The 22,693-nt window shown below is 64.4% G+C and carries 22 protein-coding genes and 1 tRNA gene; 11 read left to right on the top strand and 12 right to left on the bottom strand.

The features are described from left to right. The first annotated feature begins 10 nt into the window (after positions 1–10). The 8 genes from AC3A4M_RS17125 (at position 11) to AC3A4M_RS17090 (ending at position 7,383) form a co-directional block, all read left to right on the top strand. Positions 11–784 carry an SGNH/GDSL hydrolase family protein gene (locus AC3A4M_RS17125; protein WP_498737182.1) on the top strand — a complete coding sequence of 258 codons (774 nt, stop codon included), beginning with the start codon at positions 11–13 and terminating at the stop codon, positions 782–784. Positions 785–878: 94 nt separating this feature from the next. Continuing rightward, positions 879–1,370, top strand: coding sequence for a MarR family winged helix-turn-helix transcriptional regulator (locus AC3A4M_RS17120; RefSeq protein WP_498737180.1), 492 nt, complete (start codon positions 879–881; stop codon positions 1,368–1,370). Positions 1,371–1,795: 425 nt separating this feature from the next. Further along, positions 1,796–2,032: a 50S ribosomal protein L28 gene (gene rpmB / locus AC3A4M_RS17115; protein ID WP_074701032.1), complete on the top strand. Its 237-nt coding sequence runs from the start codon at positions 1,796–1,798 to the stop codon at positions 2,030–2,032. Beyond that, positions 2,032–2,199 carry a 50S ribosomal protein L33 gene (gene rpmG, locus AC3A4M_RS17110; RefSeq protein ID WP_005266311.1) on the top strand — a complete coding sequence of 56 codons (168 nt, stop codon included), beginning with the start codon at positions 2,032–2,034 and terminating at the stop codon, positions 2,197–2,199. Before rpmB ends, rpmG begins: the two co-directional genes overlap by 1 nt. Positions 2,200–2,202: 3 nt before the next feature. Continuing rightward, on the top strand, positions 2,203–2,508 hold the full coding sequence (rpsN, locus tag AC3A4M_RS17105) for a 30S ribosomal protein S14 (protein WP_074701033.1): 306 nt from the start codon (positions 2,203–2,205) through the stop codon (positions 2,506–2,508). Positions 2,509–2,776: 268 nt separating this feature from the next. Further along, complete coding sequence (locus AC3A4M_RS17100) at positions 2,777–3,064, top strand: HU family DNA-binding protein (RefSeq protein WP_074701034.1); 288 nt, start codon at positions 2,777–2,779, stop codon at positions 3,062–3,064. Between the two features lie 123 nt (positions 3,065–3,187). Next, the gene (locus tag AC3A4M_RS17095) at positions 3,188–5,344 is read left to right on the top strand and encodes a bifunctional copper resistance protein CopD/cytochrome c oxidase assembly protein (protein ID WP_498737177.1); all 2,157 of its coding nucleotides are present in this window, start codon (positions 3,188–3,190) and stop codon (positions 5,342–5,344) included. Beyond that, positions 5,341–7,383 (top strand): NHL domain-containing thioredoxin family protein, encoded by a 2,043-nt coding sequence (locus AC3A4M_RS17090; protein WP_498737176.1) that lies wholly within the window; start codon positions 5,341–5,343, stop codon positions 7,381–7,383. The genes AC3A4M_RS17095 and AC3A4M_RS17090 overlap by 4 nt, the downstream gene beginning before the upstream one ends. Positions 7,384–7,517: 134 nt before the next feature. Here the strand turns inward: AC3A4M_RS17090 and AC3A4M_RS17085 are convergent, their stop codons facing one another. From AC3A4M_RS17085 to panD, 4 genes are all read right to left on the bottom strand, one after another. Next, on the bottom strand, positions 7,518–8,504 hold the full coding sequence (locus AC3A4M_RS17085) for a zinc ribbon domain-containing protein (protein WP_498737175.1): 987 nt from the start codon (positions 8,502–8,504) through the stop codon (positions 7,518–7,520). Between the two features lie 75 nt (positions 8,505–8,579). Continuing rightward, positions 8,580–10,463 (bottom strand): helicase HerA-like domain-containing protein, encoded by a 1,884-nt coding sequence (locus AC3A4M_RS17080; RefSeq protein WP_498737173.1) that lies wholly within the window; start codon positions 10,461–10,463, stop codon positions 8,580–8,582. A 68-nt stretch (positions 10,464–10,531) separates the two neighbouring features. Then, a complete protein-coding gene (locus AC3A4M_RS17075) occupies positions 10,532–11,458 on the bottom strand; it encodes an AEC family transporter (protein WP_498737171.1) in 927 nt (308 codons plus the stop codon). Positions 11,459–11,476: 18 nt separating this feature from the next. After that, positions 11,477–11,890, bottom strand: coding sequence for an aspartate 1-decarboxylase (panD, locus tag AC3A4M_RS17070; RefSeq protein ID WP_498737170.1), 414 nt, complete (start codon positions 11,888–11,890; stop codon positions 11,477–11,479). Positions 11,891–12,066: 176 nt separating this feature from the next. On the opposite strand from panD, the gene AC3A4M_RS17065 reads away from it, so the two are divergent. After that, positions 12,067–13,113: a YrzE family protein gene (locus AC3A4M_RS17065; RefSeq protein WP_498737168.1), complete on the top strand. Its 1,047-nt coding sequence runs from the start codon at positions 12,067–12,069 to the stop codon at positions 13,111–13,113. 79 nt (positions 13,114–13,192) lie between these two features. On the opposite strand, the gene AC3A4M_RS17060 is transcribed toward AC3A4M_RS17065, so the two are convergent. The 5 genes from AC3A4M_RS17060 to AC3A4M_RS17040 all read right to left on the bottom strand — a co-directional run bounded on the left by AC3A4M_RS17060 (position 13,193) and on the right by AC3A4M_RS17040 (position 17,792). Then, a tRNA-Gly gene (locus AC3A4M_RS17060) sits at positions 13,193–13,266 on the bottom strand. 109 nt (positions 13,267–13,375) lie between these two features. Continuing rightward, positions 13,376–14,644: an ABC transporter ATP-binding protein gene (locus AC3A4M_RS17055; protein ID WP_169995670.1), complete on the bottom strand. Its 1,269-nt coding sequence runs from the start codon at positions 14,642–14,644 to the stop codon at positions 13,376–13,378. Between the two features lie 27 nt (positions 14,645–14,671). After that, positions 14,672–15,514, bottom strand: a complete 843-nt coding sequence (locus AC3A4M_RS17050) for a carbohydrate ABC transporter permease (RefSeq protein ID WP_498737166.1) — start codon at positions 15,512–15,514, stop codon at positions 14,672–14,674. After that, positions 15,514–16,476 (bottom strand): carbohydrate ABC transporter permease, encoded by a 963-nt coding sequence (locus AC3A4M_RS17045; RefSeq protein ID WP_498737164.1) that lies wholly within the window; start codon positions 16,474–16,476, stop codon positions 15,514–15,516. Before AC3A4M_RS17045 ends, AC3A4M_RS17050 begins: the two co-directional genes overlap by 1 nt. Continuing rightward, positions 16,473–17,792: a sugar ABC transporter substrate-binding protein gene (locus tag AC3A4M_RS17040; protein ID WP_498737162.1), complete on the bottom strand. Its 1,320-nt coding sequence runs from the start codon at positions 17,790–17,792 to the stop codon at positions 16,473–16,475. Before AC3A4M_RS17040 ends, AC3A4M_RS17045 begins: the two co-directional genes overlap by 4 nt. A gap of 155 nt (positions 17,793–17,947) precedes the next feature. On the opposite strand from AC3A4M_RS17040, the gene AC3A4M_RS17035 reads away from it, so the two are divergent. After that, the gene (locus AC3A4M_RS17035; RefSeq protein ID WP_498737160.1) at positions 17,948–18,562 is read left to right on the top strand and encodes a DinB family protein; all 615 of its coding nucleotides are present in this window, start codon (positions 17,948–17,950) and stop codon (positions 18,560–18,562) included. A gap of 1 nt (position 18,563) precedes the next feature. On the opposite strand, the gene AC3A4M_RS17030 is transcribed toward AC3A4M_RS17035, so the two are convergent. Together AC3A4M_RS17030 and AC3A4M_RS17025 are read right to left on the bottom strand one after the other, a co-directional pair. Next, on the bottom strand, positions 18,564–19,745 hold the full coding sequence (locus AC3A4M_RS17030; RefSeq protein ID WP_498732152.1) for a cation:proton antiporter: 1,182 nt from the start codon (positions 19,743–19,745) through the stop codon (positions 18,564–18,566). A 6-nt stretch (positions 19,746–19,751) separates the two neighbouring features. Beyond that, a complete protein-coding gene (locus AC3A4M_RS17025) occupies positions 19,752–20,234 on the bottom strand; it encodes a cation:proton antiporter regulatory subunit (RefSeq protein ID WP_498737158.1) in 483 nt (160 codons plus the stop codon). 85 nt (positions 20,235–20,319) lie between these two features. Between AC3A4M_RS17025 and AC3A4M_RS17020 the strand changes: the two genes are divergently transcribed. Continuing rightward, positions 20,320–21,177, top strand: coding sequence for a tryptophan 2,3-dioxygenase (locus AC3A4M_RS17020; protein ID WP_498737157.1), 858 nt, complete (start codon positions 20,320–20,322; stop codon positions 21,175–21,177). A 77-nt stretch (positions 21,178–21,254) separates the two neighbouring features. On the opposite strand, the gene AC3A4M_RS17015 is transcribed toward AC3A4M_RS17020, so the two are convergent. Beyond that, positions 21,255–22,661, bottom strand: coding sequence for a M15 family metallopeptidase (locus AC3A4M_RS17015; protein ID WP_498737155.1), 1,407 nt, complete (start codon positions 22,659–22,661; stop codon positions 21,255–21,257). Positions 22,662–22,693 lie beyond the last annotated feature (32 nt).

Below are 22,693 nucleotides of genomic sequence, written 5' to 3'. Positions count from 1 at the left end.
ATCTGTCAGGGTGACTTTTACTCAACGGTTTGTGGCGCTCGGTGACTCCTTCACAGAGGGCGTCGGCGATAAGGACCCGCAACTGCCTAACGGCGTGCGCGGCTGGGCGGACAGAGTGGCCGAGCAGCTGATGCTGGCGGACCAGGGCTGGGGTTATGCCAACCTGGCGATCCGCGGGAAGAAGATCCGGCAAGTGCTCGCTGAACAGATCGAACCGGCGTTGGCGCTGGAGCCCACGCTCGTGACCATTTACGCTGGCGCCAATGACATCCTGCGGCCCAGTGTGGACATCGACGAAATGATGAAAGCGTACGACGGCGGCATCGCCAGACTTACGCAGTCCGGCGCCGACGTCGTGATGTTCACCGGTTTTGACTCCGCCGGATCGGCCGTTTTCGGCAAGACGCGGGGACGCACGGCGATCTACAACGAGTGGGTGCGCGAAATCGCCGAAAAGCATGGCGCGCGGATTGTGGATTACTGGCGGATGCGGGAGTTCCAGGACTGGCGGTATTGGGACGAAGACCGGCTCCATATGTCCGCCGCCGGCCACACCCTCATGGCCAAGCGGGTGCTGGAGACGCTGCAGGCCGATGACCTCATCGAGCTTCCGGAACTGCCGGCCTTGAGCACGCTGACGCGGCGTGAATCGCTGGTGGCCAACGCCCGCTGGGCCCGGGAGTACGTTGGGCCCTGGATTGCCCGCCGCCTGCGCGGCGTTTCCTCCGGGGACAGCCTGGCACCGAAATACCCGCAGCTTGCGAGGCTGGATGTGCGGGTGTAGCCGTACTGCTCCGGCCGGGTTTCTGGATCTGATGCAGCCACGCTCGCGGAAGGCGCGAAAAGTTGAATCATCAAGTATGTGGCAGAATAGAGGTATGACTTCTGCACGTTGGCTCGATCCCGAAGAACGCCAGGCTTGGCTTGCCTTGCTGGCTGTAACTACCCTGCTGCCCGGCAATCTGGACGGTGCTTTGCAACGTGAGGCCAAAGTCACGCTCTTCGACTACAACGTCCTGGCCATGCTCTCCGAAGCGGGGGACCGTTCATTGCCGATGAGCGAACTGGCTTCACGCACCTACTCGTCCCTGTCCCGGCTCTCCCACGTGGTCAAGAAGCTGGAACTGCGCGGTTGGGTCAAGCGCAGCCCCTGCGCCGAGGATGCTCGGGTGACCATGGCCACCCTGACCGAAGACGGCTACTCCGCCATCGAGCAGCTTGCGCCGGCGCACGTCGAGTCCGTGCGTGATGCGGTTTTTGACGGGCTGGACCACAAGGACGTTGCCGATCTGGAGCGGTTGGGCAAGAAGATCGTCCAGCGGCTGGAACCGAGTAGCTGGGTACTGCGCGAGCCCCGCATCAACAGCTGAGCCTTAACACACCAGGCCCCTATCACCGGAAGGGTTCCCGGTTTGGCTGAAACGCCGCCGGGCCCTAAGATGGAGAGGCGTTAAGTCACGCAACCTGCGGGTTGTCCGTGTCGGCTGGGCAGAAATGCGCAGTTGGTCCAGGTCAGCCCGTAAGTTGCGTGAATTCCCGTGTCAACCTAGAATTTAAGGTTGTTGCTGAGCCGGTCCCTTCGGGGACCAGCGGTAGGCAGCGCCTGGACTTCACCGTCTTCCCCGCGGCGAGGCACTTCGGCTGGATCTCACCCCGCCTGGTTCACCTCCGGAAAGTCGCAGTAATAACGGTGTCAAAACTGGTGACGGGCGCTCTTACACGCAGATTCAGAGGCAGCTACACCGCTGTATCTGTGCAGGTCCGTCAATATTTACTAAAACTTGGAGGAGAGATCATGGCAGCTCATTGCCAGGTGACCGGAGCCGTACCCGGCTTTGGCCACAGCATTTCGCACTCGCACCGCCGCAACAAGCGCCGGTTCGATCCGAATATTCAGAAGAAGCGCTACTGGGTTCCGTCCCTGCGCCGTAACGTCACGCTGCAGCTTTCTGCCCGCGGCATTAAGACCATCGACGTCCGCGGTATTGACGCCGTCGTCGGCGAACTGATCGCGAAGGGTGTGAAGCTCTAGTGGCAAAGGACAAGGACGTACGTCCCATCATCAAGCTGAAGTCCACTGCGGGCACCGGCTTCACTTACGTCACGCGTAAGAACCGTCGTAACGACCCGGACCGTCTGGTCCTGAAGAAGTACGACCCGAAGATCCGCAAGCACGTCGAATTCCGAGAGGAGCGCTAAGACATGGCAAAGAAGTCCAAGATTGCTCGTAACGAGCAGCGCAAGGTCATCGTCGAGCGCTACGCCGAAAAGCGCCTCGAACTGAAGAAGACCCTGGTTGACGAAAACGCAACCGACGAGGCACGCGAAGCAGCCCGCCTGGGCCTGCAGAAGCTGCCCCGCAACGCTTCTCCGGTCCGCCTGCGCAACCGCGACCAGATCGACGGTCGTCCCCGCGGCACCCTCCAGAAGTTCGGCATCTCCCGTGTTCGCTTCCGCAACATGGCGCATGCCGGCGAACTGCCGGGCATCAAGAAGTCCAGCTGGTAAAAACCGGCAGGCAATAGCCTCATGAAAAAGGCGGCGGTCTTCGGACCGCCGCCTTTTTCGCGCACTCCGCCCCGTTTCGACGGGCGATTATCGGGCTGAACGGGGTAAACGTACCCGAAACTGGCAGATTCCCCACAATTTCGGGGAAAAAACGCCAGATCACGCGGAATTTGCCGGAACTTGGCGGCGTAACTGGTAAGTTTTCGGACAGAAGCTTTTCACGACCGTGCAAGGCTCTAATAACCGAAGTAGTCCAGGAGGACATAAATTGGCTATCAACCGTAGTGAACTGGTCGCAGCAGTAGCAGAGAAGGCTGGCACCAGCCAGACTGCAGTGAACGGCGTTCTGGACGCTGTCTTCGACATTTTCGCGACTTCCGTTGCCAAGGGTGAGAAGATCACCATCCCCGGTTGGCTCGCAGTTGAGCGCACCGACCGTGCAGCCCGCACCGGCCGCAACCCGCAGACCGGCGAAACCATCCAGATCGCCGCAGGCCACAGCGTCAAGCTGACCGCGGGTTCCAAGCTGAAGGCTGCTGTCTCCAACAAGAAGTAGACCAACAGACTTCTTGCAAGGCCGCTGCCGGTTCCCGGCGGCGGCCTTGTCATTTAAACCCAAGGACCGGAAGGTAGGGTGCTGCTGCGCGCAGATTGGCCGAAATTCTACTGGGGGTAGAGAATGGATACCGTGTCAGCACCATCAGCAAAGCAGTCTTCCCAGCAGCCAACCGCCGGGGAGCCGCTGCGTCCTGCCGCGATTACGGCCGAGGGCATCGGCAAGCTGTGGCTCCTGGCCGCAGCCGCCGTCGTCGTTCTTGCCCTCGTGGCCGCACTGATCTACTCCGGGGCCGCAGCTACCCGCCAGCTCTCGGACCCCGGAGCGCTCACGCGCTGGGGACTGCCTGCGGCGAAAGCTGTCCACAACCTCGCACTGGCGGCCGTGATCGGCTCTCTGGTGTTCGCCGTGGCCATCGTGCCCAAGCGCCTGCACCGCTCGCGTAAATCCGATCAGCAGGACGACAGTCCCGAGCACCCTGCGTTCACCCGTGTGCTGGCCCTTGCGGCCGGAGCGGCGATTGTGTGGACGCTGGCCGCCGTCGCTGTTCTCGTGCTGTCCTTCTCCGATATTTCCGGGCTCCCGCTGAGCGGCGATGCCGGGTACACCTCGGCGCTGGTCGGCTACATGACGGACATCGCCACCGGGCAGGCCTGGCTCGCCATTACGATTGTCGCCGCGATTGTGGCCACCCTGATCTTCGGCGTCCGCTCGCTGACCGCACTGGCCTTCACGCTGGTGCTGGCCACCATGGGCGGCCTGCTGCCCATGGCGCTGACCGGACACTCCGCCGGCGGCGACGACCACTACGGGGCGGTCAACTCCATCGGCCTGCACCTGCTGGGAGTCTGCCTCTGGGTGGGCGGGCTGATTGCCCTCGCCTTCCTGTCCGGCACCCTTGGCTCCAAGGACATCACCAAGCACGTGCTCAAACGCTATTCGGCGCTGGCACTGATCAGTTTCTTCCTGGTCTTCTTCTCCGGCCTGATCAACGCGGGCATCCGCATCACGTCGCTGGACCAGATCGCCAGCGAGTACGGGGCCCTCGTGGTCTTCAAGACGCTGGCAACGCTGCTGCTGGGTGCCATCGGCTTTATGCACCGGCAGTGGATCGTGCCGCAGCTGGGTACCAAATCAGCGGCCCGCGTGCTGTGGCAGCTGATCGCCGTCGAACTGCTGATCATGGGCGCCATCTCCGGCGTGGCCGTCGCGCTGGCCCGGACCGCGCCGCCGACCCCGGAGGAACTGCCGCCGGACGCTTCGCCAGCCCGCATCCTGACCGGCTACGACCTTCCGCCCGAACTCACCGGCTCCGCGTGGATCACCACCTGGCGCTGGGACTGGCTCTGGGTGGCGTTCACCTTGATTGTGGGCATTGCCTACCTGATCGGCATGATGCGGGTCCGCCGGCGTGGAGACTCCTGGCCGATTGCGCGTGCGGCCAGCTGGATTGTGGGACTGCTGGCGCTGACCTACGTTACCTCCGGTGCGCCGGCGGTCTACGGCATGGTGCTTTTCAGCGCCCACATGCTGGACCACATGGCGCTGACCATGGTGGTGCCGCTGTTCCTGGTGCTGGGCGCGCCGGTGACGCTGGCGCTCAAGGCCCTGCCGCCGCGGCAGGACGGCAGCCGGGGGCCCCGCGAATGGATTCTGTGGCTGGTCCACTCGACCTACTCCAAGGTCATCACGCACCCGCTTTTTGCGGCCGCAAACTTCGCCGGCTCCATCATCATTTTCTACTACTCGCCGGCCTTCGGCTTCGCCCTGCACGAGCATGTGGGGCACGAGCTGATGAACGTCCACTTCCTGCTCACCGGCTACCTGTTTGTGCTGTCGATGATCGGCCAGGATCCGGTGCCGTACCGCGCGCCGTTCCCGCTGCGGCTGGTCCTGCTCTTCGCGACCATGGCCTTCCACGCGTTCTTCGGCGTCGCCCTGACAAGTTCGACGTCGCTGCTGCAGGCCTCGTGGTTCGGCAGTATGGGCCGGGACTGGGGACTCTCGGCCATGGAGGACCAGCGACTCGGCGGCGCCATCATGTGGGGAGTCGGCGAAATACCGACGCTCTGCGTGGCGATCGGCGTGGCCCTGATGTGGTCACGAACGGACGCACGGGAAACAAAGCGTAAAGATCGGGCGGCTGACAGGAATAAGGATGCGGAGCTGGCCGCTTATAACGATATGTTTGCCAGACTGGCACAGCGGGACGAGCAGGTAACACGTACCCCGTCCCAGGCCCCCACAGATTCCAGCCGGAACCAAGGAGATACCCCATGACCGAGGCAGCCGAGACGTCCATCCGCACCAATTACCGCGTGCGGGCGTCCGAACTGGTGGGCCGCAACTGGCTCAACACCGGCGGCAAGCAACTGGGACTGGAGGATCTGCGCGGCAAGATTGTGTTGCTCGACTTCTGGACCTTCTGCTGCATCAACTGCCTGCACGTGCTGGATGAACTGCGGCCGCTGGAGGAGAAGTACCGGGACGTGCTGGTCACGGTGGGTGTTCATTCGCCCAAGTTTGAACACGAGGCGGATCCGGTGGCGCTGGCCGCCGCCGTCGAACGCTACGAGATCCACCACCCGGTACTGGATGATCCGGAACTGGACACCTGGCAGGCCTATTCCGCCCGCGCCTGGCCCACGCTCGTGGTCGTCGACCCGGAAGGCTACATCGTGGCCCACCTGTCCGGCGAAGGCCATGCCGGGGGACTCGAGTCCCTGGTCGAGGAGCTGATCGCCGAACACGAGGCCAAGGGCACCCTGCACCGCGGGGACGGCCCTTACGTGCCGGCCGAAACCACCGCCGGTGTCCTGCGCTTCCCGGGCAAGCTTGTCCCGCTGCCGGACGGTGTTGGTTCCGCCGGCGAAACGTTCCTGGTTTCGGATACCGGACACCACCGGCTGGTGGAACTGGCGGCGGACCTGGACACCGTGCTGAACGTCTATGGCTCGGGAGAAAAGGGCTGGCAGGACGGCTCGGCGGATGCCGCGCGCTTCAACGAGCCCCAAGGCCTGGCGCTGCTGCCCGAGGACGTACGCGCAAAGGCCGGGTACGACGTCGTTATCGCCGACTCTGTCAACCACCGTTTGCGGGGACTCACCTTGGCGACCGGTGCCGTGGCCACGATTGCCGGCAACGGTGTCCAGCGCCTGCTGGATGCGGAAAACCAGCGCGCCGCCGCTTCCCAGGCCGAGGCAGGCCCGGGCTCCGTGGCGGACGAGGCCGCCTCCGGCGAAGACCTCGGAGAGGAGCTCGCGGAGGTGCTGGCTACAGCTTCCTCCTCGCTGGGGGAGGACCCGCTGGCCGTCTCGCTCAGTTCACCCTGGGACGTATTGTGGTCCACCGCGCTGAACAAGGTTGTGGTGGCCATGGCCGGCGTGCACCAGATCTTCTCCTTCGACCCGGCCAACGGGCAGGTAGCTGTACTGGCCGGCACCGGCTTGGAAGGCCTGCAGGACGGCGAGGCTACCGCCGCCTGGTTCGCGCAGTCCTCCGGTCTGGCCCAGGACGCCAACGGCAGCATCTGGGTCGCGGACTCGGAGACGTCCGCCCTGCGCGTCATCTCCTTCTCCGAGGTCAAGGGCAGCGAGCGGGTGCAGGTGCAGACCGCCATCGGCACCGGGCTGTTCGATTTCGGTTTCCGCGACGGCGACGCCGACGAGGCACGGCTGCAGCATCCGCTGGGCGTGACCGTGCTTCCGGACGGCTCCGTGGCCGTGGCCGACACCTACAACGGCGCGGTCCGCCGCTACGATCCCGCCACCGGAACCGTTTCCACGCTGGCCCGCGGCTTCGCCGAGCCCTCCGACGTGCTGATGGACACCTCCGCGGTAGCGGACGGGGGAGAGCCGCTGCTGATCGTGGTCGAGGCCAACAAGCACCAGCTGGTCCGGATCCCCCTTCCCAAGGAAGCGCTGACCGTGGACGAGGGTGCCTCGCAGACGCAGCGCCCGAAGACCGAGGTCTCGGCCGGTCCGCTGGCGCTGACCGTGCGGTTCGCCGCGCCCAAGGGACAGAAGCTCGATGACCGCTGGGGCGATCCCACCCAGCTGAAGATCTCCTCCTCGCCGGAAAACCTGCTGGTTTCCGGCGGCGGCACCTCCGTAGGCCTGGTACGTGAGCTGGTGCTGTCCGAAGACGTTCCCGAAGGCGTCCTGCACATCACCGCCCGCGCGGCAGCTTGCGACGGCGAGCCCGGGGGCGAGATTCCCGACCACGCGGCCTGCCACCTGTACCAGCAGGACTGGGGCATCCCGGTAGTGCTGGGCAGCGGCAGCGGCGAACTGACGCTGGACCTGCGCGGACTGGACTAAAGAGAACGGTGCCGAGCGGCGCCCGGGGACTGCCGACGGCGGTACCCGGGCGCCGTCGTCGTTAGCAGGTTGCAGCAGTCCGACGGTCCAAAGCAGGCCTACGCCTCCAAGCGGGGCCGGCTGCGGTTAGCGGCTCAGTACTCCACAACGGGCGTGAGCGTGACGTTGCCGTCATTGACGGCGAGGCTGCCGGTGAAGGTGAAGTCCTGCTCCAGCTCGCGGGGGACAGCCTGGCCGGTGAAGAGATCGATCTCCACCACATTGAGCTTCGCGGTCCCGGTCAGCGGCTTCATGATCCAGGTGCCGTTGCTGGGCTCGATCGTCACCTCGGGGTAGTCCACGATGTCCCAGTTGATGCTGTCATCCTGGACACGGTTCATGGCCTGGCTGAAGGGGCAGCCGGCCGGCTGCAGCACCTTCTGCTCGGCGCAGCCGTCAAGGAAGCCGCGGACCTGCGCCGTGACTTCTTCCACCAGTTTGGGGGTCGCCTGCGTGGACAGGGACAGCCGGGCTTCGGCTGCCTCTGCCGGTTCGGTCACCACGGATTCCACGGCGGGAGCGGCAAAGAACTGGCTGGTGTAGTGCGCCTCGAAGGTGCCGGGCACAAAGACCGAGAATTCGCCTTTGCCTTCCGGCAGGGCGACGCGGGTGCCGTTGAGCGAGGCCTCGTCCTCATTGACCACACTGATGTCGAGCGTGGGCAGCGTGGTGGGCACAAAGGCCCACTGGTTGAAGAACAGCCAGCTGGTTCCGGACTTCTCCAGCTCGAAGGACGTGCTGTGCTCGGTTCCGTCGATCGTGTAGTGGACGGGCAGTTCCACCCGGTTGCTGTCGATCTCCACGGGCTCGCCCATTTCGAGATTCTCCAGCTCAGCCACGGACTGCTTGAGCGCGGGGCCATCCAGCAATGCCGCATTGGCATCCGGAACGGTGGCGTGCAGCAGCCCCAGCGCCTTGGACCCGTCGCCGTCCCGCAGTGCGTCGATATACGCGCGGACCTGATGCTGAGGACTGTAGACGTTGGCGTTTACCAGCACCACGGTCAGCACGGCGGCGGCAATGGCAAGCATTAAACAGAGCAGCCATGCAGCCACCGTCTTGAGCACCGTCGAATTTCCCACGCTCTTACGTTACCTGTTGCCGGGGCAGGAACCTTGACCGCTGTTAGCTACGTTACGCCCCGTCAAGGCAAGCAACTACCAACGACGACGGCGGCGCCGCGTGCCGAAGAGCCCGCGGACCAGTTCGCGTCCCAGAACCGCAGCCGCCTGGACGGCCACGTCCTTGATCAGATCCGCCGTATCGTCCTTCTTGCCCGGCTTCCCGGACTGTCCCGGGTTGTGCCGTTCCGCGGTGCTGCGTTCAGGAGTTTGCCGCTCCGGGCTATGCTGCTTCCTACTGCGCCACTCAGGGGCAGATTGCTCCGGTCCGGACTGGCGGGATTCGCGCTGCTCAGGCTGCCGCTGCTGTCCCGTTTCGGGCATGGGCCGCAGGTCCGGCAGCGGGACCTGTGTTCTGGTCGCCGGGCGGCTGGACGGCCGGCCGAGGATGGCCTCCTCAATCCGCCGCGCCTCGGCATCGATATCGACCTGCGTCCGCGGGACGGAGGCGCCGTTAGTATCGGTGCGCGTGCCGCCGTTAGTGCCAGAGCCATCGTCGCCGATTCCCCCGGCTTTGGTGCCGGTGGCCATTCCGGAGCTGCCGGGTCCGCCGTCGTGGGTAGGAGCAGGAATTCCGCTGAGCTTTTCGAAGGCGGAGTGGCTGTCCACGGCCGGCGCGTAGACGGGCAGCAGCGGCGATTCCTGCACGATCCGCTCCACTATGGCGGCAGGGGAAGGGCCGATGGTGGATTCGGGCGCACAGATCCTGGTCCAGGCGACGGGTGACGGAGCGCCTCGCTCGGTCATCACCGTGACCACGGCCTCCCCGGTGCCGGCATTGGTCAGCACTTCCTCCAGGTCGTAGGCGCTGGTCGGGAATGTGGACACCGTCGCCCTGAGGGCTTTGGCGTCGTCGGGCGTAAACGCGCGCAGGGCATGTTGGATCCGGTTTGCCAGCTGGCCGAGCACCTCGGACGGCACATCCTTGGGCGTCTGGGTGACGAAGAAGATGCCTACCCCCTTGGACCGGATCAGCCGGACGGTGGTCATGATGGATTCGAGGAACGCGTCCGAGGCATTGCGGAAGAGCAGGTGCGCCTCGTCAAGGAAGAACACGAGCTTGGGCTTCTCGATGTCGCCGACCTCGGGCAGCTCAGCGAAGAGGTCCGCGATCAGCCACATCAGGAACGTGGAGAAAAGCGCGGGTCGCGCCAGCAGGGTCGGCAGTTCCAGGCAGGAGATAACGCCGCGGCCGTCCTCGGCCAGCCGGAGGAACTCCGCGGTGTCGAACTCGGTTTCGCCGAAGAACTTGTCCATGCCCTGCGCTTCGAGCGTGACGAGTTCGCGCAGGATGACGCCGGCAGTGGATCGGGACAGGCCGCCCAGAGACTCCAGCGAGTCCTTGCCCTCGTCCGAGGTGAGGAACGAGATTACGGCGCGCAGATCCGCCAGATTGTAGAGTTCCAGGTCGTTCTTGTCCGCATAGTAGAAGACCAGCTGGAGGCTGGACTCCTGCGTTTCGTTCAGGCCCATCACCCGGGCCAGCAGCAGCGGCCCGAAATCGGAAATCCTGGCCCGCACGGGCACGCCCTTGCCATCGCCGCCCAGGGAGAAGTACTCCACCGGAAAGGCCTTGGCGCTCCAGTCCTGGCCGACGCTTTGCGTGCGCTGGCGCAGCCTGTCGTTGCCGGCGGCCGGAGTGGAGAGCCCGGTCAGGTCCCCTTTGATATCGGCGAGGAAGACCGGAACGCCGTGGGCGGACAGCTGCTCGGCCATGACCTGCAGGGTGACGGTCTTGCCGGTTCCCGTGGCGCCCGAGACCAGCCCATGCCGGTTCATCATCGCGATCGGCAGCCGCACAGGCGCGTCCGGATGGATTTCGCCGTCGAGCATTGCGGCGCCCAAATGCACGGCCGGGCCGTCGGAGGAGTAGCCCTTGCGGATCTTGTCCAGATGTCCCTCAGCGGGAGTCGTCACCATGAACGCCAGCCTACACAGCCTGCGCCGGTCGGCGGTAAGCCGCTGCAAAGCCATGAGACCGCGGCCGGTCAGGCCAGCAGCGCCGCCAGTCCCATCATTGCCGGCACTGCAACGATCGTGGTCAGCAGGACGGTGTCTTTGGCAATGACGATGCCGCGCTCATAGCGTTGTGCCGTAACAAAGACGTTCTGGGCGGTGGGCAAAGCGGCAAGCACGACGGCGGAAAACAGCAGATGCCCCTCCATTCCCAACGCGAAACGCGCCACCAGATACGCGACGGCCGGTTGCAGCACCAGCTTGAAAGCCGATCCGAGCACCACGTCGGCCCTCCGCCCGCCTCCGGCCTGCAGGGGTTTGGATCCGTTGAGCGAAATCCCGAAGGCGATCAGCATCGCCGGCACCGCAGCTCCGCCGATCAGCCGGATGGGTTCCATGACCAGTTCGGGCGGCTGCCAACCGGTGACCGCAAGCAGCAGGCCGATCCCGGTGCCGATAATCATCGGGTTGCGGACAATCTGGAACAGGAAGCTGAAAACAGTGGTCCGGTGCCGGCTGGTATTCGAATCCAGCAGCATCAGGAAAACCGGTGAGAAGAAAGCCAGTTGGAAGATCAGGACCGGCGCCACCAGAGTGGCATCGCCAAGCACATAGGCGGCAACGGGCAGGCCAAGATTGGCCGAATTGACCAGCGAGGAAGACATGGAGCCGATCAGCGCATCGGAGAGGTCCCGCTTCAGCCATAGCCTGGCGAACAGCAGGAACACGATGGCCGTGACGACGGCGCTGACCGCTGCGACGATCAGCGTGTCGGAAAAAATGACCGCCAGGTCGGAGCGGCTCAGGGTCTCCAGCAGCAGGCAGGGGCTGGCCACAAAGAAGGCCAGCCGGCTCAGCGCGCGGCTGCCTTCGGGGCCGAGCACGTTGGCACGCCCGACCGCGAAGCCTGTCAGGATCACCACCCAGACAACGGAAAAGCCGGCGATGACCCCCAGCACGGCGGCGGTTCCGCGCCCTTACTTAATGGCGAACGGCGGGCGCATCAGGCCTTCTGTAAGAGCCTCGGCCGGATCCGTACCCAGCTCGAGGATCTTGTTGGAGGCATCGACATGGACCACGGTGGGCACATAGGCCTTGGCTTCTTCGGTGGTCATGTCCGCGTAGGTGATGAGGATGACCGTATCGCCCTCATGCACCAGGTGCGCGGCGGGACCGTTGATGCCCATGACCCCGGAGCCGCGTTCGCCGGCAATGGTATAGGTCTCCAACCGGGCGCCGTTGGTGACGTCCACAATGGAAACCAGCTCGCCCGGGAGGATGTCCGCTGCATCGAGCAGGTCGAGGTCAACGGTGACGGAGCCGACATAGTGCAGATCGGCATGCGTGACCGTGGCGCGGTGGATCTTCGACTTAAACATTTTGCGGTTCATCGCCTTTAAGTTTACCGGTAGCGGGGCGAAAACCTACGTTGCGTTGCGGCCGGTCCGGCACACCGGCCCCACTTGCTGGCCTGCGTCCGGGGCCCGGACTAGGGTAGACGCAACAGGAGCACAAGCCTGCCGTAGCCAAGCGGCGATGGTGGCCATCGAAGCAGGAGGCCCGCAAGATGAGCGAAGACAAGGCCCGGGACAAGAACGACGACGGCACTCACCGGGGGAGCGAAAACCCCCTGTGGCAGGAGCAAGTAGCGGAATCCGGACGGCCGCCCGTGAACGAGGCGGACACGGCCGAGCACACCACCGTGTTGAATACCACCGGTGAAAGTGACCGGACCGCTGCCGGGGCCGCCGGAACCGAAGGCACGGACACCAGGCCGCTTGACCGGTCGGCCGCACCGGCGGCCGGCTCCGGCACTTCCGGGACAACAGGTAGCAACGACACGACTGTCCTTGGTGCCTCCGGCAGCTCCGGGAACAACGACACGACCGTCCTGAATACCTCCGGCGCGGCCGCAGCCGCTCCGACTCGCCGGCGCATCAGCGCAGAACGGGCTTATCCCGGTGACCAGGCCGGCGTCGATGAACAGGCCGGCGATGAGTACCCGGCGCGGGATACCGACGCCTACCGGCCGGTGACGCCGCTGGACCGCGAGGCCGTTTTCGTGCGGCAGCGCGACGCGTTCGGCGGAGTGAAGCTGGGCTCCGCGTTCTTCGGGTGGCTCAGTGCCAGCGGCATGATCGTCCTGCTGCTGTCCATCGCCACAGGTATTGCCGTAGCCTTTGGCTTCTCTGCCCTCAACGATGTTCAGAATCCGGAGGCGATTGCCTCCGGTGGTGGGGCCGCGGGTATCCCTGCCGCCATCGTCCTGGGCGTCATTCTGCTGCTGTCCTATTTCGCCGGTGGTTACGTCGCCGGACGGATGGCACGCTTTGACGGGGTCCGCCAGGGACTGGCTGTATGGCTCTGGGGAATCGTGATGGCCGTTGTGGCCAGCGTTGTCGGCTTGGCAACCGGCGGCATGGATCTGATCAATTCGGCTACCGGAAATCCTGCCGTGTCGGCAGCGCTTCAGGATCTGACGGTTCCGGGGCTGATCGCCTTGGGCGTCGTGCTGGTGCTGACGCTGGGTGGAGCTTTGCTGGGCGGGATGGCAGGAATGCGCTTCCACCGCAGGGTGGACCGGGCCGGCTTCGGTCCCGACAAGGAGTATTGAGCAGTCCGGTCGCGCCGGGGTCATAACCGGAGCCCGGCCGCGATTCCGGCCATGGCCCAAAGGGGCAGAGACGGGAAATTGGAGCGGGCGACGGGAATCGAACCCGCGTATCAAGCTTGGGAAGCTAGCGCTCTACCATTGAGCTACGCCCGCACGGGGACCGTCCAACAAACTGGACAATGATCCCGGTTGAAACAACGAGGATCAGCTTACCCCAGCCTTGGCCAACTGCGGAACTGCGACATGCAGGTGGCGCAGCGGCTCAGGACGCCTGTTGCTTTGTCGCCGCGTCCCGCTCCCGGGCGTCCGCGATTTCCTCGGCCCGCGCAGCGTTTGCTTCATCGGTCAGCGCGGCTCCTGCCGCAGCGTCCCGGGTCAGGTTTTCGCCGGTTCCCGGATCGAACAGGTGGATCTTGCGGGTATCCAGCCACAGCTCGGCCGGGCGGCCACCGCGGATCCGGCTGGCAGCGTCGAGGGTGACCACGATCTGCGGCCTGAGCTCATCGGCGTCCATCTCGCGGGCGAGGTTGTCCAGGAGGTCGCGGACCTCGGGATCCGGATCGAACTTGATGTAGCCGTACTGTTCGTTGCCCAGCCACTCGGTGTGCGTCAGCTCCGCGGTGAAGGTGGAGCCTTGCTGGCGCTTGCTCTCGTCCACCATGCTGGCGTCTTCGAAGTATTCCGGGCGGATGCCCACCAGGACCACGCGCTTGCCCTCTGCTACCCGGACTTTCTCCTCCGAGACCTCGATGTCCCCAACGGGAGTCTTGAGCTTGTTGCCTTCCAGCGTTGCGGGCAGGAAGTTCATCGACGGTGAGCCGATGAAGCCGGCGACAAACAGGTTGACCGGCTGCTCGTACAGCTCGCGCGGCGAGGCGATCTGCTGCAGTTCGCCCTTCTTCAGCACGGCAACCCGGTCGCCCAAGGTCATGGCTTCGGTCTGGTCGTGAGTGACGTAGACGGAGGTAACCCCGAGCCGGCGCTGCATCTGCGAGATTTCGGAACGCATCTGGCCGCGGAGTTTCGCGTCCAGGTTGGATAGCGGCTCATCGAACAGGAAGGCGTCGGCCTGCCGCACGATGGCCCGGCCCATGGCCACCCGTTGCCGCTGCCCGCCGGAGAGGTTTCCCGGCTTGCGCTGCAGATGGTCCGTCAGCTCCAGCGTCTTGGCGGCCTCGGTCACCAGTCGCTGGACTTCGGCCTCGCTGTGCCGTCCCTTGGCAAGCCTGAGCGGAAAGGCGATGTTTTCGAACACCGTCAGGTGCGGGTACAGGGCATAGTTCTGGAACACCATGGCCAGATTGCGGTCGCGCGGCGCCTTCTCGTTCACGCGCTTGCCATCGATCAGCAGGTCCCCGGAGGTAATGTCCTCCAGACCCACGATCATCCTGAGCAGGGTGGACTTGCCGCAGCCGGAAGGGCCAACGAGGATAATGAATTCCCCGTCCGCTATATCGATGCTGACGTCGTTTACGGCAGGGAAGCCGTCCCCGTACTGCTTGACGAGGTTGTTCAAAGTAATCGAGGCCATGTCGAATCCTTTTCTATGCGCAGCGGGTCAGCCCTTGACGGCGCCCTGGGTCAGGCCTGAGACAATCTGGCGCTGGAACAGCAGCACCAGCAGGACAATCGGAATGGTCACAATGATGGCCGCCGCCGAGATGGCTCCGGTGGGTTCCTCGAACTGGGAGGCGCCGGTGAAGAAGGCCAGCGCCGCCGGTACCGGCCGGGCTGCCTCCGTCGAGGTCAGGGAGATGCCGTAAACGAAATCGTTCCAGGCGATGAAAAAGGCGATGATCGCCGTCGTAAATACACCCGGGGCGGCCAGCGGGACGATCGCCTTGCGGAACGCCTGCCACGTGGTGGCGCCGTCGACTTGGGCAGCCTGCTCCAGCTCCCACGGAATCTGCCGGAAGAATGCCGCCAGTGTCCAGATGGAGATCGGCAGCGTCAGCGACAGGTAGGGGATGATCAGTCCGGGCCAGGTGTCATAGAGGCCGATGGTCCGCCAGAGGTTGAACAGCGGGGTCACGATCGAGATGACCGGGAAGATGGAGACTGCCAGCGCGGTGGTGAGGATCATCTTCTTGCCGGGGAAGTCCAGGCGGGCAATCGCATAGGCACACAAGGTGGCCAGGACGACGGCGATGAAGGTGGCAATCAGGGCGATGCCGATCGAGTTGCGCAGCGAACTGAGGAACAGGCCCTGGGCTTCGCCGACCAGAATCTGTTCGTAGTTGACCGTGCTCCATTCGGTGGGCAGGAACTTGCCCGTGGTCAGGTCGCTGGGCTGCTTGAAGGAGGTCGCGAGGATGGAAGCCACCGGGAACAGCGCGTACAGCAGCACGAGCACGGAAATGACCGACCACGTCACCTTCTCCTTGGTCGATGAATTCTTCATTACTTACTCCCTCGTGCGCCGGCAAGGTCGACCTTGAACAGCTTGATGGCTATGAAGCAGATCAACAGAACGCAGATAAACAGCAGGACGGAGACGGCCGAACCCATGCCGATCTCCAACCGGCTGATGGACGTGCGGTAGGCGAGCAGGGACAGTACCTCGGTGCCGAACGCGCCGTTGGTCATGATGAACACGTTGTCGAAAATGCGGAAGGCATCCAGTGCCCGGAAGAGCACCGCGACCATGATGGCCGCCTTCATGTTCGGCAGGATCACCCGGCTCATCCGTTCCCACCAGGTGGCGCCGTCGACCTCTGCTGCCTCCGTCAGCTCATCCGGGACCTGGGCCAGGCCGGCCAGCAGCAGCAGCGAAATGAAGGGCGTGGTCTTCCAGATCTCCGAGGCCATGATGACGAACAGCGAGGTCCAGGTGCCGGCGAACCAGTTCAGGTCCGGATCGATGCCGGGCACCCAGTCGAACCAGTTGTTGATGTAGCCGGAGTTGATGTCGAAGGCGTAGAACCAGGCGAAGGCGGAGACCACCGTGATGATGCCGTACGGCACCAGGATTGCGGTGCGCAGCAGTCCGCGGACGGACTTGAGCGCTTTGTGCATGACCAGCGCCAGCGCGAAACCCAGGATCAGCTCGACGATGACGGTGATGACCGTAATCAGGAGCGTCACGCCCAGATCCCGCCACCAGACGAAGTCGGTCAGGATGACGCCATAGTTGCCCAGGCCGATGAACTCCCGCTCCGACGGCGCGGTCAGGCGGTAGTTGAAGAGCGAGTCATAGCCGGCCTGGACGATGGGGTAGGCCGTCACGGCCAGCATGACGACGAACGCCGGACCGGCCAGCAGCCAGCCCAGCCTCCGCTCGCCCTTGGCCCGTTCGCTGTAGGGCTGGGCTGCACGCTTGGCAGTTTTGGTACCCGGGCTGCTTGATTTGACCGTGGTACTCACAGCAGGCTCTCCCCTCGGAGTACTGCAAGGATGAATTCGGTAGTCTGCTCCGGCGTGGTTGCCGGAACGACGGATCTGGGCGGTGCCCAGTTCTGCTGCAGGCCGATGGAGACCTCGTTGTAATAGGGGGTCTGCGGCCGCGGCGCGGAGAGTTCAAGGGATTCCCGGATGGTGTCAGCCATGGGGAAGGCCTCTTCGATCCTCGGATCTTCGTAGGCTTCGGTGTTCGACGGCGGGTTGCCGTTGGTGATGAAATACTCGGCCTGGTTCTCGGGGGAGACGATGCACTCGATGGCCTGGTAGGCCAGATCGGGATGGTCGCTCGCCGCGCCGACGCCGAGGTTGATGCCGCCCAGCGGAGGCGCGGCCGGTTCGTTTGCGTTGACTCTGGGATACAGCGTCCAGCCGATGTCCTCGATCAGTTCAGGGTCCAGAGCACCTGCCTCAACGGCGCTGTTGGTGGCTGGCCAGACGAACGGCCAATTCACCATGAACGAGCCATTGTCGCCTTGGAAAAGGATCATCGAGAAGTTCTCGTCCTGGGTGGCCAGGCCGGGACCGCCGAGCCCTTCGTCGCCAATGGTCGAAACGATTTCCGCGGCTTCCGTGCCGGCCTCGGAGACCAGGCCGAGTTCGATTTCCGCGGCGGGTGCCTCCGGATTTTGGATGATTTGCCCGCCGCCGGACTCGATCAGCGCGTTGACCCAGACGGTCATCGACTCCCCGCGCTGGCCCTGGACGCCCAGGAATTTATCCTGGCTGGCCGCGGCATCCATGATCTGCTGCCACGTTACGGGCTGGCTCATGTCCAGTCCGGCTGCTTCTGCCACCGACTTGCGGTACCACAGCAGCTGGGTGTTGGCCCAGAAGGGGACGGTGACGAGCTCGTCCTTCCACTGCGCGCCGGCCAAGGCGCCCTCGACCACGTTTTCCGTGGTGCGCTGGGCCACGTCGTCGGGCACCGGAGCCAGGAAGCCCGGCTCGGCGAGTTCGGGGATGAACGGCGGATCCAGGCTCATGATGTCAAGGGAAGAGTCTCCGGCGGCGAGGCGGCGGGCCAGCTGTTCGCGCTGGGCGGCCGCGTCGTTGGGGAGCAGCGAGGTTTCTATCCGGTAGGCGCCGCCGGAATCGGCGGTGCATCTTTCGGCGATAGCGGCCTGGCCGCCGTCGTCGGGGTTGATGTACCAGGTCAGCGTCGGCACGCTTTCGGCTTCGCTGCAGCCGCTTAAAAGCATGGCGCCCAGTGCCAGTGTTAGTCCGGCCAGGGCGCGCGGTTTCTTGCGGTTCCGGGGATCAAACCTCTCGTGCTGTGGCATCGGTACTGCGCCTCCACATCCTTGTAGACGCTCAGACTGAATCCTCGGCGGAAGATACGGTCCTAAGCAACCTTTCGATTTGACCATAAGCCCCAAAGTGGGGGTTGCGCTACAAAGGGGCGACAAATTGGAGCGAAATGGTGCACGATCGAGACATGATGCTTACCGCGGATGATCTGCGTACCGTCGCCGATGACGCCTTGGACCATCTGGCCGCGCTGCCGGACGCCGCCTGGGAGGAACCTGCCTACCAACTGGAGTGGAGCTGCCGCGACACCGCGGCGCATTTAATGGACGATTTCGGGTTCTATGCCATGCAGCTTTCGGGGCGCAACCCGCCGCAGGACGATTATGTGGTGCTGCAGGATCCGCCTCCATGGCGGCAAGGCTCACCGGAGATCCTGTTCTGGCCGGATCCGGCCACCGGGACGGCCGGCATCATCAGTTGCCTCGACGCTACCGCGGGATTGTTGAGTGCCGTTGTTGCGGTAGCGCCGCCGGACAAACGCGGCTATCACCCGGCCGGTATCTCGGACGCTTCGGGCTTTGCCGCCATGGGGATCACCGAAGCGGCCCTGCACGCCTACGACATTCTGGCTGCCCACGGCATTGGTTATGAGGCCGACGGCGGGACCATAGCCAGGGTGCTCGACCGGCTGTTTCCTGACGCTGCCAGGACCAGCGAGCCGTGGCAGGACCTGCTGCGGGCCAGCGGACGGACCGCGGAAACCCGGGGCCGGGCATGGCGCTGGGATTCCTCCGTACGCTGAGTCAGCTCGCCGGCTCCGCTTCGGGTTGTCGGGATATCCGGCGGACGGCAGGCTCGGCAAAGCGGGTGGCGATCGGCCCGGTCACCGCCATGAGCATCACATAGGCCGTCACTACCGCTGCCAGTTCGGCGACTATGGCGCCCGAGGCCACCGCGAGGCCGGCGATGACGATGGAAAATTCCCCTCGGGCAATCAGTGCAGAGCCTGCCCGAAGCCGTCCCCAGCGGCCGATTCCCGCCTGACGCGCTGCCCACCAGCCGGTAGCCATTTTGGTGCCCGCGGTCACCACCCCCAATACGATGGTCCAGACCAGCACCGGCGGGATGGAGGCCGGATCGGTGTTGAGCCCAAACACCACGAAGAACATGGCCGCAAAGATATCGCGCAGCGGCGCCAGGACCCGGACGGCGCTTTCAGCCGTTGCACCCGATATCGCGATGCCCAGCAGGAAGGCTCCGACGGCGGCCGAAACCTGCATGGCCGAGGCCAGGCCGGCTACCAGCAGCGCGACGCCGATCAGTTTGAGCAGGAACGTTTCTTGTTCCGGACTGTGGATCCAGGCGGTGATCCGCTGGCCGTACCGGATGGCCAGGAACAGGACTGCGCTCACCGCCAGCAGCGCTGCGCCAACGGCCTGCAGTCCGCCCAGGAACGAAGCCCCGGCAAGGACCGTCGTTAGCACCGGCAGATAGGCGGCCATGGCGAGATCTTCCAGGACCAGGATGGAGAGCACCACCGGTGTTTCCCTGTTTCCCAGACGGCCCAGGTCCGTGAGGACTTTGGCCGCGATGCCCGACGACGATATATAGGTCACGCCGCCGAGTACCAGTGCTCCGATCCCGCCCCAGCCGAGGATGAGCGCCAGCAGAGCACCGGGGAGGAAATTCAGCAGCAGGTCCACCACTCCGGCCTGCCAGGACTGCCGCAGGCCTGTCGCGAGTTCACGGGCGGTATATTCGAGCCCCAGCATAAGGAGGAGCAGGACCACGCCGATTTCGCTGGCGATGTGGCTGAATTCGCTGATGCTGCCGAATTCGATCAACCCGCCGTTGCCGAAAGCCAGTCCGCCCAGCAGATACAACGGAACCGGCGACATGCCGATCCGGGCGGCAAGACGACCGAGGATGCCCAGCCCAAGAAACACCAGGCCGAGCTCGATCAGGACAAGAGTCGTGCCGCCCACGCCCGCCTATCCCCCGTGCAGGATCTTGGCGGCAGCATCGAGTCCATCAGGAGTGCCCACCACAATGAGCAGATCTCCGGGCTTCATGGTGTCGTTCGGTGCGGGGGAAGGCATCACCTGGCCTTCGCGAATAATGGCGACCACGGACGCGCCACTGCGGGTCCGGATCCTGGCCTCGCCCAGGGCATGCCCGGAGAAAGGCGACCCTTCGGTCACCGGGAACTGCCGCGTACTCACGCCGGGCAGTTCGCTGTGTTCTTCGGATAGCTGGGCCACCAGCGTAGGGCCGCCGAGCAGCCCGCCCAAGGTAGCGGCCTCCTCCACACTCATCGGAACCGAGGCGAGGCAGGCGTCGGGATCGTCCAGGCGCGAGATGATCAACTCGGTCTCGCCGTCGCGATGGATGACTATGCCAACACGCCTGCCGTTGTCCAGCACGATCTCCCGGCGGAGGCCGATTCCCGGCAACGGCGTTTCTTCCACGTCCATGGCACAACTGTAGACCTCCCAGCCCCTGCCCTGAGTGCGCTGGTCGTAGGCTGGTAGGTAACCAAAACCAATACAACGGAGTGCCATGACGGTGGACAAGAACACCCGGAAATTTGAAACCGGAATCGAGACCGATTTCTCCGACAAGATGAGTTACGGCTCTTACCTGCAGCTGGACGATCTGCTCTCCGCCCAGCGGCCGGTGAGCCGGCCGGAACACCACGACGAGCTGCTCTTTATCATCCAGCACCAGACCTCGGAGCTGTGGCTCAAGCTCGTTCTGCACGAGCTGCGCGCCGTGCGGGAAAAACTGCAGGCCGATGACCTGCGGTTTGCGATGAAGGGCATTGCCCGGATCAAACACATCCAGCGCTCGCTGACGGAACAATGGTCCGTGCTAGCCACCCTCACGCCATCCGAGTACGCGGAATTCCGTGGCCAGCTGGGTTCGTCCTCGGGCTTCCAGTCCTACCAGTACCGGGCGGTTGAGTTCCTGCTGGGCAACAAGAACCGCGGCATGCTCGACGTGTTCTCGGCTGATCCGAGCGCCCAGGCCCTGCTTGGGGACCTGCTGGGGAAGACCAGTATCTACGACGAGTTCCTGGCGTTCCTGTCCCGCCGGGGCTACGCGGTACCGCGGGAACTGCTGGAACGGGACGTTAGCGAAGCCCACGTGTTCAATCCTGAACTGGTGCAGACCTTTAAATACGTTTACGAGAATGCCCACGAGAACTGGGACGTTTACGAGGCATGTGAAGAACTTGTGGACCTTGAAGACAATTTCCAGCTCTGGCGTTTCCGCCACCTGAAGACGGTGGAACGCACCATCGGCATGAAACGCGGCACCGGCGGTTCATCCGGCGTCGGTTTTCTGCAAAAGGCCCTGGAACTGACGTTCTTCCCGGAGCTCTACGCCGTCCGCACCGAGATCGGCCAGCCATAGCCCAGCCCGCGCGCGGCCGGCGAAGGGCTGCCGGCGGTCGCCGTTCGTCTCGACCACCGGCAGCGTTTGGGGGAGCTCTACCGGAAAACGTTATAAGAGGTGAAGCCTGTTCCCTCCTGGGTGCGTAAGCCGAAACGGCCCTTGCTGTAGGGGTAATACTTCAACGTTCCGTCGGTGAACTTCCCGATGAAACCGGCGGATCCCGCCGCGGTATAGCCGTAGAGCGGGGTCACGGTTGAGACCTTGTGCCAGCCGCTCTTGCCAACCAGCTGGCGTTTTGACGTGTTGACGCTGCCGGAGCCGTTTCCCGGGTAGAAGTAGAGCTCGCCGGTATTCCGGATGGCTACCAGATCCTGTTTGCCGTCCTGGTTCCAGTCCAGCATTGTGGGACGGTAACGTCCCCAGCCGCTGCTGATTGTCCTGCCAGCGGACAGGTAGGCCGCGGAGCCGTTGCGATAGTAGAGCAGGGCGCCGTCCGACCAACGCTTGGCCACAACGCCCGGGTAGGTGTCTGCGGAGGCCCAGCGTCCAACGGCGAGATCGTACTTGGCGAAGCCACGGCCAACTTCGCGGGGTGCCTGGAAGCCGCCGCCGGACCGGCCGAAGTTCACCAGCAGCCGGCCGTCCTTCATCTGGAGCAGCAGGTCGATGGTCCCGTCCTGGTTCCAGTCGACCGACGTGCCGGTCTTGACGCCGCCGTAGGCATAGTCGATTTTCACCCGGGGGTGCATCCTGCCGCCGCTGCCCGGGTAACGCCAGAGGTCACCGGCGGAATCGGCCGCCATCACGTCCGCGTAGCTGCGGATACTCGGCTTGCCCAGCACGTAGTAGTGCTCCATGGTCGGGATCTTCTTGGTCCGCATTTCGGTGGCCAAAGTGACTCCGACATAGCGCAGATGCCAAGGCTCATAGGTGTAGCCGGTGGTGGCTTCGTGGCCCTTCGGGTAGCGGATGATGAATCCGTATTTGTACGCGTTGGCGGCCACCCACCTGCCTGCGGCGGTATCGCCGAAACATGCTTCCAGTCCGCAGGATCCGCTGGCCAGGCCGATGTCCACTGCAAGTCCCGTCTGGTGTTCGCTATAGCCGGGGCGGGCAGAAATCCGGTCCGCGTAGGTCTTGCCGTAGATTCTCACGTAGTAGTTGTAGAGGTCACGCTGTTCAGCATAGGAACGGTAGGCACTGACGACGGCGATCGCATGGCCTGCGCCGTCGGCGCCGGCAAAAAGGCTGGTGAGTTTGGTGCTGACATCCGGCCGCATCCGGTAGCCAGTGCTCTTCCACCGCGCCAGCTTCGGGGTGTACTTGAGGGGGCTCAACGGGTGGGCCTTGTTGACCAGAACCTTGATGTTGGCCGGGTCCCGGACAGGTTCGGCGGCTGAGGCGGGAGCGGCCGTCACGAGCGTGAAAAGCAGCGCCGCGGCGGTGGCCATGACGACCAGCAGCGCGAACCGTGGGCGTTGCGAAGTGCTTCCGGCTTCCATGATTCCCCTGTCAATGAACTGGCGCCCAGCGC

It is taken from the genome of Arthrobacter sp. Soil_C_60, assembly GCF_057656375.1.
This window is presented reverse-complemented; position numbering and strand designations above follow the sequence as displayed.